We start from the raw sequence: 14,625 nt of genomic DNA, 5'->3' as shown, positions 1-14,625 counted from the left end.
AAAATGCACAAGGCACTCACTGTCTGCCCTTATTGCGGCTCCGGCTGCAAAATAAATTTACTGGTCGAAAACGGCAAAGTTGTCGGCGCGGAAGGGGCAAATGGCGTCACCAACCAAGGCGAACTTTGCCTGAAAGGCTATTATGGTTGGGATTTTCTCAATGATACTAAGCTACTGACGCCGCGCTTAAAACAACCGATGATTCGTCGTCAAAAAGGCGGCAAGCTGGAAGCCGTTTCCTGGGATGAAGCTATCGAGTTCGCCAGCAGTAAATTGCGCGCGATTAAAGAAAAATATGGCCCAGAAGCCATTATGCACACCGGTTCTTCCCGCGGGCCGGGCAATGAAACCAACTATGTGATGCAAAAATTTGCCCGCGCCGTCACTGGCAGCAACAACATTGACTGCTGTGCTCGCGTGTGTCACGGCCCATCAGTGGCGGGTCTGCAAGTCACGCTGGGTAACGGCGCGATGAGTAATTCCATCTGCGAGATTGAAGATACCAAATGCATTTTAGTGTTTGGCTATAACGCCGCGGATTCTCACCCTATCGTGGCCCGCCGCATTCTCAAAGCCAAAGAAAAAGGCGCTAAAGTCATTGTTTGCGATCCTCGCCATATTGAAACCGCGCGTATTGCCGACCTGTGGCTGCCATTGAAAAACGGCTCCAATATGGCGCTGGTAAATGCATTCGCCAATGTGCTGATAACTGAAGAACTATATGATAAAGACTATGTTTCGCGTTATACCGAAGGTTTTGATGAATATCGCGAAATTGTCGCCAAATACACGCCGGAATATGTCGAAAGCATCACTGGCTTGCCAGCACAAAGCATCCGCGCAGCAATGCGCATCTATGCAGCCGCGCCCTCTGCCACCATTTTGTGGGGCATGGGAGTCACCCAATGGGGTCAGGGCGTCGATGTTGTTAAGGGATTATCTGGATTGGCATTACTGACGGGCAACTTAGGCCGTCCGAATGTAGGTGTTGGCCCAGTGCGTGGGCAAAATAACGTGCAAGGTGCCTGCGATATGGGTGCATTGCCCAATATGTACCCCGGTTATCAAGCCGTTACTGACCCAGCGACACTGGAAAAATTTGCCAAAGCCTGGGGAGTTCCTTCGCTTTCCAACAAAATTGGTTACTCGCTGACCGATGTTCCGCACAAGGTTAAAGAAGGAAAAATCAAAGCCAACTATGTGATGGGTGAAGATCCGCTGCAAACTGAACCCGACCTTTCGATGATGCGCGAAGCCTTCAGCGAATTGGAATTACTGATTGTGCAGGACATCTTTATGACGAAAACGGCCGCCGAAGCGGACGTCATTTTCCCTGCAACATCGTGGGGTGAACATGAAGGCGTTTATTCTGCCGCCGACCGTGGTTTCCAACGCTTTGAAAAAGCAGTAGAACCCCAAGGTGACGTCAAACCGGATTGGGAAATTATCAGCCTAATGGCTACGGCCCTCGGCTATCCGATGAAATACAACAATACGAAAGAGATTTGGGACGAACTGCGCGAGCTATGCCCACTGTATTACGGCGCAACTTACGAAAAAATGGCTGGTTTAGGCTATATTCCATGGCCTTGTACCACTGAAGACAGCCCCGGTACGCCGTGGTTATATGCCGGTAATAAATTCGACCGCCCTGGCGGTAAAGGATTGTTATTTGCCAGTGAATGGCGTGCGCCAATGGAACTGGTAGATGAGAACTATCCGCTGGTGCTGTGTACCGTACGTGAGGTCGGCCACTACTCCTGCCGCTCAATGACCGGTAATTGCTCTGCATTACAGACACTGGCCGACGAACCGGGTTATGTGCAAATCAGCCCGCAGGATGCTGATAAAATGCACTTGCAAGACCAACAGTTAGTGTGGGTTGAATCGCGGCGCGGTAAGGTTATTACTCGTGTATCAGTCAGTGAACGTATCAATGTTGGTGCGGTATATATGACTTATCAGTGGTGGATTGGTGCTTGTAATGAACTGACACTGGACCATCTGGACCCGATATCCAAGACGCCGGAATATAAGTATTGTGCGGTGAAACTGGAGGCCATTGCGGATCAAACTTGGGCGGAAAACTACGTGCAGCAAGAGTATAGCCAGTTGAAGGCGCGGTTACGTCGAGAAGCCGAAGTAAATTAATAGACTAACGGCTACTGCGCTTTGCCATTCTGGGTTTACGCAGTGCTCGCCACCGTCATGTACTGACTCGACAGCTAATGCTCTAAGAATAAAGCGCAGTGGGCCAAGGGTTGACCACGCCTAGGGGCACTTCGGCGGCTTACGCCGCTGACGACCCCAACGGCGTGTTTCCCCTTGGTTCAACTCTGCTGCTTACGCAAATAGAATATAAACCAGAACAAAGAAAATAATTATATAAGCTACTCCATTCCATCTTCATCTTCGATGCTTTTTACTGATATTCCTAGCCGCTGCATGCGGGATAACAACGTAGTGCGTTTTAGCCCCAGTTTAATTGCTGCACCTTTCGGCCCGGCAACCACGCCATTGGTTTCCCGTAATACCCGAATAATCCGCGCACGTTCGGATTCTGAAAATTCCGGCTCTTCGCTCTCAGGTAATAAAGCTTTGTGAATAACCTTTTCAGACACCGGTTTGGCAACTTCTAATGGCGATAAATGATATTCCAGTTCTTGTAACTGCAAATTTAACGTGGTACCACGGCTGAGGATCACCGCCCGCTCAATCACATTTTCCAGTTCACGAATATTACCCGGCCAAGGTAACCGACTGAGCAAACGCAATGTCTCACCCGGAATGGTATCAATAGTGCGGTTCATACGTTTAGCTATTTTCTGAGTAAAGAATTTCACCAGTAAAGGAATATCTTCTGGGCGTTCACGCAAAGGTGGAATCACAATTGGGAAGACATTAAGCCGATAATAGAGGTCACTGCGGTATTCCCGATTCACCATCATCGCTTTTAAATCGCGGTTGGTTGCGGCAATGAGCCGCACATCAACCGGAATAATTTTACTGCCCCCCAATCGCTCTATTTCGCGCTCTTGTAGTACCCGCAGGAGTTTCGGTTGTAGTTCAAGAGGAATATCACCGACCTCATCGAGAAATAACGTACCGCCATCCGCCATTTCAAATCGGCCAATACGCTGTGATGACGCACCGGTATAAGCTCCTTTTTCATGACCAAATAAGTCACTCTCCATTAATCCGGAGGGGATGGCCGCACAGTTCATTTTCACCATGCGTTTATTCTTACGGGTGCTCAAATTATGGATAGCGCGAGCAATTAACTCTTTACCGGTACCCGTTTCACCTAGAATCAATACGGTACAATCACTGGAGGCCACCATTTCAACCTGCTCCAGCACTGCTTGAATAGCGGCGCTTTGGCCGATGATTTCACCAAACTCTTCATTATGAATAATCTGGTCAGTCAAATAGAGGTTTTCATTTACCAGTGAATCTTTCAAACGCGTAATTTCGTTGTAAGCCAGGGCATTATCGACTGCGATAGCAATTCGCGCGGCTATTTGTCGCAGCAATTTGAGGTTACTGTCAGTGAAAATATCACTCTGACATTGTGCGAGTTTTAATACGCCCAACATCTTATGACCGAAAAATAGAGGTAACAGACAAACTGCCTGTAAACCAGTGTCCAGCATATTTGCCAGTTGCTTATCATCCGGAGCCAAGAGAGCAATATCCGCCAGATTGACCAGTAATAATTCCCGACTGTGTAAAACCTGCCCGGCTAATGTACCTGTTATATCTACCCAGGATTGCTGATGCTGCACCGCTTTACCGGACTGATAGCGGGTAGAAAAAACATTCAATTTATTTTTGTCATGGTGGGTGCCACAGATTGCTAAACTGATGTAGTCAATATTGAAAAAGCGATGTATCTCTTTCGAGACTTCTGCCGCTAATACATCCAACTCCAGTTTAGAAATAACTGTATTGGTAACATCAACTAATATCCGGAAATGATCCCGTTCAAAGCGTAACCGTTCGCGTTCAGAAAATGCCCGGTTTATCTCCGTAATATTGTCCACCGCAATGGCCACTACCTCAGCCAATAGTTCCAGAAAGGTAATAGCTTGTTCATCAAACTGGCTGTTATCAGTTTTAATAAACTCAACACATCCCGAGCAGTGGTTATCGTGGCCCAAAGGAAAGTGGCAGCCAGAATGTAATTCCTGATACGGCGCTAAATCACAAACAGCAGAAAACTCCCTTTGCATACGGTGATGGTCAGTTTGCAAAGGCGTCTGTTGCTGCCATGCCAGCCCACCGGGGCCTTCAGCAAATAAAATATTTTGCGACGCCACAATGGTGTGAGATACATCATCATGGGTATAGAGGGTCATTTGGTTATACAAGGGGTTAAGTAGTAATAAATTGACTCGCTGGAAACGAATGACAGAAAAAGAGAGTTTCCTGAGTTCATTAACTAAATCGGTTATATCCCGCAGTAATAATAACTTTTTCGATACTGTGAACAATGTGTCTTGCCAGACTTGAGCCAATGTAGGACGGGGTAATTTTTTTGCGCTATCCATATATACCCAAAGTAATTAAGCCCAAAAAATGGATGATAACTACTTTAAGGTATTGAAATGAACAAATATATATTAACCCGCAATAAGCTTGATCTGGATTAATAAACTATTTTACCACATTCGTCTATAACAATTTATTATTGAAATCACGTCTCATTTACATTAAAAAACCCAATAAAACATAATATTACATTCAAACATGTTCTTGTAATTAATATCCATCACTGGCACACCGATGTATAATTTATTATATAACGACATGAGTAATATTCGCTAAAAAACACTAATAATAATACTTCATCTGACTCATCACCCAATTTCGAATCATACACCTATTTCATGGTATGAAAAATGCATGAAATTCCTGCCATTAAAATAATATTTATTTTTATCTTACCCTTATCTTAACAATAAAATAAGTAACAAGGAGCTATCAATGAGTATTGAAAATCCCTTTGATCTACGACTTCCGGTTGATATGGCAAAGCTTGCAGAGCAAGTGGGTATATATAAAGCCACTAAGAATCCAGCCACAACCTTTTATTTAGCCATAACAGCAGGTGTTTTTATCTCCATTGCTTTTGTCTTCTACATTACTGCCACCACCGGCAGCGCAGGTGTAGCATACGGGTTGGCAAAATTAGTCGGTGGTTTATGTTTCTCCCTCGGCCTGATTCTGGTGATTATTTGTGGTGCTGATTTATTCACCTCTACGGTATTGATTGTAGTCGCCAAAGCCAGTGGCAAGATAAATTGGTGGCAATTAATAGCCAATTGGATCAATGTCTATTTTGGTAATTTGATTGGCGCACTGTTTTTTGTTGCTCTGATTTGGTTTGCTGGTCAGCATACCGTGGCGAATGGTTTATGGGGCCTAAATGTGCTGCAAACAGCCGACCATAAAATGCACCATACCTTTGTAGAAGCGGTGTGTTTGGGGATATTAGCTAATTTGATGGTTTGCCTGGCGGTGTGGATGAGTTATTCAGGCCACACTTTGACAGACAAAATCGTGGTGATGTTACTGCCCATTGGTATGTTTGTTGCCAGTGGCTTTGAACACAGTATTGCTAATATGTTTTTGATCCCATTAGCTATTGTGATTCGTGATTTTGCATCACCCGAATTCTGGCATTCGATTAATGCGGCACCAGACCAATTCCCTTCTCTCACAATGTCTAATTTTATTATTGATAATCTTATTCCGGTCACTATTGGCAACATTATTGGTGGCGGATTATTAGTCGGCTTGACCTACTGGATTATTTATCTGCGTAATCCGGCCCACTAAGCCCTAGAGCGCCAGATATCATGGTGTCTTTCGACAAATTTGACGAAAAAATGACCATAAAAAGCCAGCCGAGTTTGACTCTGGCTGGCTTTTTTACTGTTAATGGCCGATTATTTCTTCTTAGCGTATTTCAGTGAGTCCAGTGCTACTGCAAAGATAATGATCGCGCCCTTAATAATGTACTGCCAATATGGGTTCACACCAATATAAGTCAGCCCGTAGTTAATCACGGTAAATATGATTACCCCGGTCACAACACCAATAACCGTGCCGACACCACCGCTGAATGATACCCCGCCCACCACGCAAGCGGCGATCGCATCTAACTCATACATGAAGCCCAGATTATTCGTCGCACTACCAATACGGCCTGCTTCCAACATCCCGCCGAATGCATAGAACACACCAGACAGCGCATAAATCATGATTAAGTTTAATGGCACATTCACACCAGAAACTTTTGCTGCTTCTGGGTTACCGCCGATGGCGAAAATGTTTTTACCAAAGCGCGTTTTATTCCACAGCACCCAAACAAAACCGATAGCAATCAAAGCATAAAAGGTAATGTAAGAGAGTTTAAAATCACCAAATCGTAAGAACCCTTGTGCAAAGGTTGAGAATGCAGGGTCAAAACCGGCAATGGGTGATGCACCCACGAAGTCGTAATACAGGGAGTTAATCCCGTAAACAATAATCATGGTGCCCAGTGTGGTAATAAATGGTGTCACATTCAGGTAAGCAATGATAATACCGTTGACCAAACCAATAATCGCACCAATCAAGCACACGGTTAAAATAACGATCGGAATAGGCACAGTCTGCAAATCTGGGAAAACTTTATTAACGTTATCCATGGCTTGCAGCATTGTTGCCGCCACCACCGCCGCTAACCCTACCTGACGGCCGGCTGATAAATCGGTCCCTTGGGTGACAATCAGCCCCGCAACACCCAATGCGATAATAATGCGCACAGAAGATTGGGTCAGAATATTACTTAAGTTCATCAGGCTTAAAAATGTCGGGTCCTTGACAATAATTATTGCCAGCAATACGAATAATACGACGTAAATCCCGCTCTCTTTAAGGTAAGTGAGCATGCTTTTCTTATTTAACGCATTCATAATAAGAACCTTCGACTAGATTAGAGATGCAAGGATGCAAGACGTAATATTTCATTTTGCGTGGTTTGTTTTGTTTCAACAATTCCCGCAACCTGACCATTACTCATTACCAAAATTCTGTCAGTAATTCCTAATAGCTCAGGCATTTCAGAGGAAATAATAATAATTCCTTTGTCTTTCTTCGCTAGTTCAGTCATTAACTGGTAGATTTCAAACTTAGCACCGACGTCAATCCCCCGAGTCGGTTCATCCAACATTAATATTTCTGGCTGAGTCAGTAACCAACGGCCAATAATAACTTTCTGCTGATTCCCACCCGATAAAGAACCAATACTGGTGCGATGACCCGGCGTTTTTACTCGCATAGCGTCGATAACCCATTGGGTATCACTCTTCATGCGGTTATTATCCAACAGCCCAAATTTATTTTTATAGTTACGAATATTAGATATCAGGGAATTAAAACCAACATCGAGATAAGCATAGATCCCGGTTGAACGGCGCTCTTCCGTCACTAAGGCGAAACCGTGATTAATGGCTTCATTGGCACTGTGGTTATTAATACTCTTACCGTGCAACTTAATAGTCCCTGCAACTTTTTCGCGGATACCAAATAAAGTTTCAACAATATCTGTACGCTTTGCCCCCACCAACCCGGCAATTCCCAGAATCTCACCTTTATGTAGATCAAAGGAGATATCACGGATTGAAGGCTGGCGCAGTGAGGTCAGATTTTTGACTTCCAGAATGACTTCACCGGGCTTATTTAGGCGATCAGGGAAACGCTGGCTCAGTGAACGCCCGACCATCATTGAGATTATCTGATCCATGGTCAGCCCTTCCAGGGGCTGGGTTGCAATCCACTGACCATCGCGCAAAATGGTGATTTCGTCGCACAGCTGGAATATTTCCTCCATTTTATGGGAGATATAAACAATTCCGCAGCCGCGATCTTTTAATTTGCGGATAATCGTAAATAGATGATTAACTTCTTTCTCAGTTAATGAAGAAGTGGGTTCATCCATAATGACGATTTTGGCATTATAAGAGAAAGCTTTAGCAATTTCGATCATTTGCATTTGGGATACCGACAAAGTGGCAACTTTATCGCGTGGATCAATATCAATATCCAATTCATCGAAGATTGCTTTGGTATCTTTGTACATTTTATCTTGATCGACAAAGAAACCCTTAGTTGGATAACGCCCCAACCACATGTTATCCATTACAGTGCGTTGTAATACCAGGTTTAACTCCTGATGCACCATAGAGACACCATGTTCTAATGCTTCTTTAGAACTCTTAAATTCTATTTCTTGCCCCTGAAAGATAATGCTTCCGGAGTCTTTTTTATAGATACCAAACAGACATTTTAATAGCGTTGACTTACCTGCACCATTTTCTCCCATTAAGGCATGGATCGAATTTGGTCGCACTTTAAGATTTACGTTATCTAACGCCTTTACGCCCGGAAATGATTTATTAATATTACTCATTTCCAGCAACCACTCGCGAGGTTGTGCTGTATTAATATCGGCCATAGTTGTACCTGGCTAAGAATCGCCACTGACCTCCTGGATATATACAGCACCAGTCATTCAGCGCAAATTCAAAATAAGGATCAATGCAAAAAACCTTCCGCCCCGGTGCTGGTCACCCAATAACGGGGCCAGAAGGTTAATAATAACGTCTTTACTCATAGCGGTTAGAGCTGCTGTAGGTACATCCCATCACTGCTACTGACTATTATTTAGTGAATTCAGCCAGGTTATCTTTATCAACACCTACATATGGAATTCGTACGATTTTGTTTTCGATTTTCCAGTTAGTGCCTTCGGCAGCGGGTTTACCATCGGCCAAGTTTTTAGCCAGATCGAAGGTCGCTTTAGCCTGATTGTTGGCATCGTTCAGAACAGTACCGGCCATTTGACCTGATTTCACCAGAGCTAATGCTTCTGGTAAGGCATCAACACCAAAGACTGGAATACTGGTTTTGTTATGCGCTTTCAATGCTTCCACTGCGCCCATTGCCATCGCATCGTTATTAGCGATAACCACTTCAATTTTGTTAGCGTTAGGGCCAGATAACCAGGCATCCATCTTATCTTTAGCCTGTGCGGTATCCCACATTGCGGTATCTAACTGCAATTGTTGGGTCGGGATGCCTTTCTCATTAAGGGTTTTGATAACATAGGTGGTACGAGCTTCTGCATCTGGGTGACCCGGCTCGCCTTTCAACAGCACAAATTGAATTTTACCGTCTTTGTTCAGATCCCAATTTGGATTGGCTTTCCAATGTTTGGCGATCAATTCACCCTGGATAACACCAGATTCTTTGGAGTCAGTCCCTACATAATAAGCTTTGTCATAGCTATCAAGCGCTTTGCGTGAAGGTTCTTTGTTATAAAACACGATTGGAACATCGTTTGCGCGGGCTTTATCAATAACCACTGGTGCAGCCGCTGGGTCGACCAGGTTGATTGCCAACGCCTTTACGCCTTTCGCCAGCAACACGTCGATTTGATCGTTTTGCTTGGATTGGTCATTCTGAGAGTCATTCATCAGTAAGGTAACGTCAGGAGATGCTTTGGCATCTTTCTCGATAGCTTTACGGACCACGGACATAAAGTTGTCATCATATTTATAAATAGTGACACCAATACGGGTATCAGCTTGAGCCGCCGCGCCGAACATCATGCTGGCAACCAGAGTCGCTAATGTGAAAACCTTCTTATTCATTTGTATCTCCGGGTTTATGTAGGGTAGTACAGGGTGATAACACCATCGCCTTAACGTGAGTAAAGACCCATCGTTCAAAGCAGCTGACACTCATATCTTTCGTCCTTGAGCACACTCCACTCCGAAAAGCTGCCTGAGTTGTCAAAAACCATGTCATTTACAAACTCGTCGTTTGCGGAACTCGCGTTTGTAAATCGCTCTTCTAAAACCCGCTACCGTGTGTTTTTTTATCCGGTAACTGATGACATATTGATACATTCAGGTAGAAAACAACTAGAGCATAGACGGGCCGTTGTTAAGAATCTGTGAATTTTCTCACAGATTGAAAACGGTTACACAAGAATAAATACCGAACTAGTGAGCGACACCACAAATTGCGACAGAATGCCGGGGCACCAATGTAGGATTAAAACAATAAGCCACATGAGGGTCTGTCGCACGGCTGGCACCTTCAAGCGCCAGCTCTGTGGCTAAAGTTGCCATAGAAACAATAGGATAGCGGACTGTGGTTAATTTAGGGCTGGTATAGCGCGCGATCGGGATATCATCAAAGCCCACCAGCGAAAACTGCTCAGGCACACTGATACCGTTTTCTTTTAGTACTGCCAGTGCTCCAGCAGCCATTGAGTCGTTATAAGCAAACACCGCACTGAGTTGTAAATTGCGCCCCAGCAGGTCAATCATAGCCCGCTCTCCTCCGGCCAAGTCGGGGGTGCCATAGGCGCGCCAAGTATCAGGTACAGTGATACCGGCCCCCTCAAGTGCATTGAGGTAACCCGTCTGACGCTGCATTGCATCATCTATAGGGTGATTGGAACCGAGGAAACCAATGCGCTGATGGCCTTGTTTCAGCAGCAGACGACACGCCATTTGCGCACCGCTAACATTATCTAATCCAACGCAGCGATGTTCAAATCCGGGAATGATTCGATTAATCAAAACCATGCCGGGGACTTGGTCCAAAAAGGTAATTAATTCACTATCACTCAATGCCTTAGCGTGAACCACCAAAGCATTACATCGCTGGCGCAGTAACACCTCAATAGCGTGCCGTTCCTTATCTGCCTGATGATAACTATTGCCAATTAAGAGATATTTTTGATGTCGCTGTGCAACAGTGTCTACCGCTTTCACCAATGCACCAAAAAAGGGATCTGATACATCCATCACCACCACACCGACCGTATCACTGCTTTGAGTTGCCAGCGCTTGCGCATTGGCATTAGGCCGGTAACCCAGCTCTGACACCGCTTTCAGCACGGCAGCCCGAGTTTCTGGCCGAATAGAGGCGCTATTATTAAGCACTCTTGATACTGTGGCCAGCGAAACGCCGGCCCGTGAGGCCACATCGCGAATAGTAATACTGTTTCCAACTGAATGCAGAGCGACCATGGCCTTATCCTGTGAGTCTTATTTTATCAATAAGTCGCCATGCATATGTTGAGCACAACCTGTCATGGCAGGTGGTCTATCCTACCCAGTTTATTGAGATTGCCACGTGAAATACGTCACAAGAAAGAAAACGTTTACATACAATTTTGCAACTGCTCAATCATTATCCTGTTTTAGACGCATTCAAGATTTGGTGTTACGCGGCTGTAAAGATTGACCACAAGCATAGGCGGTCAATTTACGCCAGAGCCATTCGACTGGCCCTTGGGCGAAATAGTGCAGCCATAACAAGGAGAAGAGGATATTACATAACCAGACCAATGGAACAACAGCTAACAATTGTAGGCGATCTAACTGTTGATAGAGGCCGAAGTGATAGAAAATCAGAGTGCATATCAATGTCTGCAATAAATAATTGCTCAGTGCCATACGGCCAACCTGTGCCAGCCAATGGCTGACTCGCCAACCCACTAATGTCGGCCAGAAACCATAAAGCAAGGCCAGATAACCTACCGCCTGTAAGGGTGCGCCAAGCTCACGCGGCACTTGTAGCAAAAAACCGGCCCAACGGAAATCCCATCCGACCATCCATTGCAGTGCCACACCCGGTATTTGGATAACTAATGAAAGCGGTATCAAACAGGCAGCCAACAACCGGTAATGACGTAAACTGAATTCCCCACGTAGCCAACCGCAACGCATTAGCCCGGCCCCCAATAGCATTGAGCCTGCCAGTTCCCAGCCATATTGCGCGCCGATAGCAATCAAATTGGATGACAACAGATCCAGCCGGTTTTTCCAAGCCTCCGCCCCACCCTGTAATTTCCAGAATTGTTCATATTGCAAATCTGCTGGCCCTGGTAGCCAGAAGCGGCCCGGCTCCCCGCTGGTGACAAAACTCAGCAGCAATAATACCGCCACCCCCAGCAAATAAAGTACCGCCCCGGTACGCAATAAACTGGCCGCATCTTTGGCATCGCGAATCATTCGCCAGCACACCAGGCCGATCAAACCATAGGCTAAGAGAATATCGCCATCCCAGAAGAAAATGCCGTGAATCAATCCTAATAACAATAGGAGAGAAAGCCGCGCCCGTATCCAACCTTTACCGCGCTTAAGCAGCAGCTCAAGGCCCGCACCAAATAAAATGGCAAAAATAGAGAGGAACTTTGCTTGCGCGATAATATCCAGAATGGCCCATGTCCAGCTATCAGACACAGAGGGAAGACCAAGATAAGCAGGATTAAGATAAGCAGCCTTGGGAAGGCCAAAAGCACTAATATTGAGCAGAAGAATGCCAAGAATGGCCAGACCTCGCGCGCTGTCTAACGTTGCGATGCGTTGACGCATACCCGACATCCTGTATAGGGGCACCCAATGATGCCCTCTTTGGCAAAAAGGCTAATTAGCCGTGGTGATATTAGCTATTATGACGAACAGCACGCAGGAATTCCTGGCGAGTATTCTGACTGGATTTGAACAACCCACCCAATGACGTGGTGGTGGTGGCACTGGTCGCATCGCGAATACCACGCGCTTTCACGCAATAATGCACCGCATCGATAGAAACAGCGACATTATTTGTCCCTAATAAGGTCTGTAACGCCAACAAAATTTGCTGCGTTAGCCGCTCTTGCACTTGTGGCCGCTGGGCAAAAAACTGCACGATACGGTTGATTTTAGACAAGCCAATTACACTGTCTTTCGGAATATAGGCCACTATTGCTTTACCATCGATAGTCACAAAATGATGTTCACAAGTACTGGTCAGGGTGATATCACGCACCGTCACCATCTCATCAACCTTCATTTTATTTTCGATCAGTGTGATTTTTGGGAAATTCTCGTAATCCAGTCCAGAGAAAATCTCATCAACATACATCTTGGCAATACGTCTTGGCGTATCGGCCAGGCTATCGTCAGACAAATCAAGATTCAGCAATTGCATAACTTGCGCCATATGTTCCTGAATCCGGGCCTTGCGCGTTTCGGCATCTAATTCTTGTTTGCGCAATGGGGTTTCAAGACCACGGGCCAGCAGTGCTTCATGAACCAGCTCAGCTTCTTTACTCAGCGATGACATTCTTTTCTCCAACAGGCATATACATCTGAGCGAGATAAACATGATGTAGATCACGTTCAGATTTTGCTCCCCACTTTAGTTGAGAGCAAAATGATTATCCAGTGATTGTTCTTGATATCCGATGATTGTTATTCATCTGCCGCGGTTCTTTTTATCATGATGAAAGAGTTGCATCTGGTTCGACAACAGCTTCCCGCGCACGGGCTGGCGTTTTAATCACCAAAGCCCCGGCAATAATCAATGCCACTATTGCTACATATAACGCTGGCTCCAACCGGTGGGTCAATGCGGTAGAAATCGCGGATAATATGGGGCCAACCAACTGCCCGATAGCATAACCAGTGGTCAATAAACCGGCCATATACCGAGTGTGTTCCGGTGCCAATTCGCGACCATGTTGCAAAGAAAGTTGGACGACACTCAAAAACCCCCCGCCGGTTAATAATGCACCTAATGCCAGCCCGCTCACGCCCGGTACCCATTCTGCACACAGCACTCCTAAGGCCTGAACCCACAGTGTTAATGCCAGCCGTGTTTGTGATGTCAAACAATGGCGCGTCAGAATACCGAGGGTAATACCTATCACAGCGGCACCACCGAAAACAGGCCAGACAAACTGGGCAAATAGGCTATCAGGGAAGCGGGCGGTTGCCATCTGCGATAAAAATGTTGCCGGTAAAATATAGCCAAACCCTGCCAGACTGTAACTCCACACCAATCGTTTCAGTGCTGGCGTTAAAGTCAGTGGCACAGCCGCAATATGAGGGCGATGCAATTCCCCACTGCGCGGTAAATTAATACTAATTGCAGCAATAATAATCAACGCCAATACACCATACACCAACCAGGCCTCTCCCGCCGATAAGCCATAGCTATGGATCAGCACGGCCAACATACCACTGATGAATATGCCAGCCCCCGGCCCCGCAAAAACAGCCGCACTCAGCGCGGGGCGGCCAAAATGTGCCAAGCGTTCATTGGTCCAGGCGGCAACCAACACCATCGACCAACCACTGGCCCAACCAATAGCAAAACGTACCACGCCATGCCACCACGGCCCGTCAACAACAGCGGATAGCAGTGTCAACGCCGCTGCACCCCATATCCCTAGCCATAAACGGCGCTCAACATGGCGGCTGGCCCGCATGGCATCAAAAGCGCCAAATAAATATCCCAGATAATTAAATGCCGCAACCAGCCCTGCCCCGGTCAGGGTGAATTGATGCTCCGCTATCATCAATGGCACTTGGGGAGTGAAAGCAAAACGCCCTATCCCCATCGCCACCACTAATGCCAGAAAGCCACTCAATGCAATTCTTAATGCCATCTGCCCCGCCTATCTATTTCTGCCAACTCATTACGCAGGCTGTCTGTTAAAAGAAAGTTGCGAATATCATGCCTGAGCATTAGAATCACAAAAAATGAATAATACTCACTAAGTTCATCACG

General features: G+C 45.8%; 10 protein-coding genes. 2 read left to right on the top strand and 8 right to left on the bottom strand.

Features of this window, described 5'->3' with window-relative positions; genetic code table 11:
* Positions 1-3: 3 nt before the first annotated feature.
* Positions 4-2,151, top strand: a complete 2,148-nt coding sequence (fdhF, locus tag DX162_RS13225; RefSeq protein WP_004388735.1) for a formate dehydrogenase subunit alpha — start codon at positions 4-6, stop codon at positions 2,149-2,151.
* Between the two features lie 239 nt (positions 2,152-2,390).
* Here the strand turns inward: fdhF and flhA are convergent, their stop codons facing one another.
* Positions 2,391-4,550, bottom strand: a complete 2,160-nt coding sequence (flhA, locus tag DX162_RS13220; RefSeq protein ID WP_004388734.1) for a formate hydrogenlyase transcriptional activator FlhA — start codon at positions 4,548-4,550, stop codon at positions 2,391-2,393.
* A gap of 436 nt (positions 4,551-4,986) precedes the next feature.
* On the opposite strand from flhA, the gene focA reads away from it, so the two are divergent.
* A complete protein-coding gene (focA, locus tag DX162_RS13215; protein WP_004388733.1) occupies positions 4,987-5,841 on the top strand; it encodes a formate transporter FocA in 855 nt (284 codons plus the stop codon).
* 110 nt (positions 5,842-5,951) lie between these two features.
* On the opposite strand, the gene mglC is transcribed toward focA, so the two are convergent.
* From mglC to DX162_RS13180, 7 genes are all read right to left on the bottom strand, one after another.
* Positions 5,952-6,962, bottom strand: coding sequence for a galactose/methyl galactoside ABC transporter permease MglC (gene mglC / locus DX162_RS13210; protein WP_004388732.1), 1,011 nt, complete (start codon positions 6,960-6,962; stop codon positions 5,952-5,954).
* 20 nt (positions 6,963-6,982) lie between these two features.
* A complete protein-coding gene (gene mglA / locus DX162_RS13205) occupies positions 6,983-8,503 on the bottom strand; it encodes a galactose/methyl galactoside ABC transporter ATP-binding protein MglA (RefSeq protein ID WP_004388731.1) in 1,521 nt (506 codons plus the stop codon).
* A 205-nt stretch (positions 8,504-8,708) separates the two neighbouring features.
* Entirely contained in the window at positions 8,709-9,701 is a 993-nt protein-coding gene (gene mglB / locus DX162_RS13200; protein ID WP_115155864.1) for a galactose/glucose ABC transporter substrate-binding protein MglB, read from the bottom strand.
* A gap of 354 nt (positions 9,702-10,055) precedes the next feature.
* Positions 10,056-11,093, bottom strand: coding sequence for an HTH-type transcriptional regulator GalS (galS, locus tag DX162_RS13195; protein ID WP_004388729.1), 1,038 nt, complete (start codon positions 11,091-11,093; stop codon positions 10,056-10,058).
* A gap of 183 nt (positions 11,094-11,276) precedes the next feature.
* Positions 11,277-12,443 carry a DUF418 domain-containing protein YeiB gene (gene yeiB / locus DX162_RS13190; protein ID WP_032818987.1) on the bottom strand — a complete coding sequence of 389 codons (1,167 nt, stop codon included), beginning with the start codon at positions 12,441-12,443 and terminating at the stop codon, positions 11,277-11,279.
* Between the two features lie 70 nt (positions 12,444-12,513).
* Entirely contained in the window at positions 12,514-13,176 is a 663-nt protein-coding gene (gene folE, locus DX162_RS13185; protein ID WP_004388727.1) for a GTP cyclohydrolase I FolE, read from the bottom strand.
* A 154-nt stretch (positions 13,177-13,330) separates the two neighbouring features.
* Positions 13,331-14,503: a YbfB/YjiJ family MFS transporter gene (locus DX162_RS13180; RefSeq protein WP_004388726.1), complete on the bottom strand. Its 1,173-nt coding sequence runs from the start codon at positions 14,501-14,503 to the stop codon at positions 13,331-13,333.
* Positions 14,504-14,625 lie beyond the last annotated feature (122 nt).

The organism is Yersinia kristensenii, from assembly GCF_900460525.1.
Classification (GTDB): Bacteria; Pseudomonadota; Gammaproteobacteria; order Enterobacterales; family Enterobacteriaceae; genus Yersinia; species Yersinia kristensenii.
This window is presented reverse-complemented; position numbering and strand designations above follow the sequence as displayed.

Coding starts and splice junctions, on each gene's coding strand:
- folE (WP_004388727.1), bottom strand. CDS start 13,176: ATGTCATCGCTGAGTAAAGAAGCTGAGCTGGTTCATGAAGCACTGCTG.
- focA (WP_004388733.1), top strand. CDS start 4,987: ATGAGTATTGAAAATCCCTTTGATCTACGACTTCCGGTTGATATGGCA.
- flhA (WP_004388734.1), bottom strand. CDS start 4,550: ATGGATAGCGCAAAAAAATTACCCCGTCCTACATTGGCTCAAGTCTGG.
- mglA (WP_004388731.1), bottom strand. CDS start 8,503: ATGGCCGATATTAATACAGCACAACCTCGCGAGTGGTTGCTGGAAATG.
- mglB (WP_115155864.1), bottom strand. CDS start 9,701: ATGAATAAGAAGGTTTTCACATTAGCGACTCTGGTTGCCAGCATGATG.
- mglC (WP_004388732.1), bottom strand. CDS start 6,962: ATGAATGCGTTAAATAAGAAAAGCATGCTCACTTACCTTAAAGAGAGC.
- fdhF (WP_004388735.1), top strand. CDS start 4: ATGCACAAGGCACTCACTGTCTGCCCTTATTGCGGCTCCGGCTGCAAA.
- DX162_RS13180 (WP_004388726.1), bottom strand. CDS start 14,503: ATGGCATTAAGAATTGCATTGAGTGGCTTTCTGGCATTAGTGGTGGCG.
- yeiB (WP_032818987.1), bottom strand. CDS start 12,443: ATGCGTCAACGCATCGCAACGTTAGACAGCGCGCGAGGTCTGGCCATT.
- galS (WP_004388729.1), bottom strand. CDS start 11,093: ATGGTCGCTCTGCATTCAGTTGGAAACAGTATTACTATTCGCGATGTG.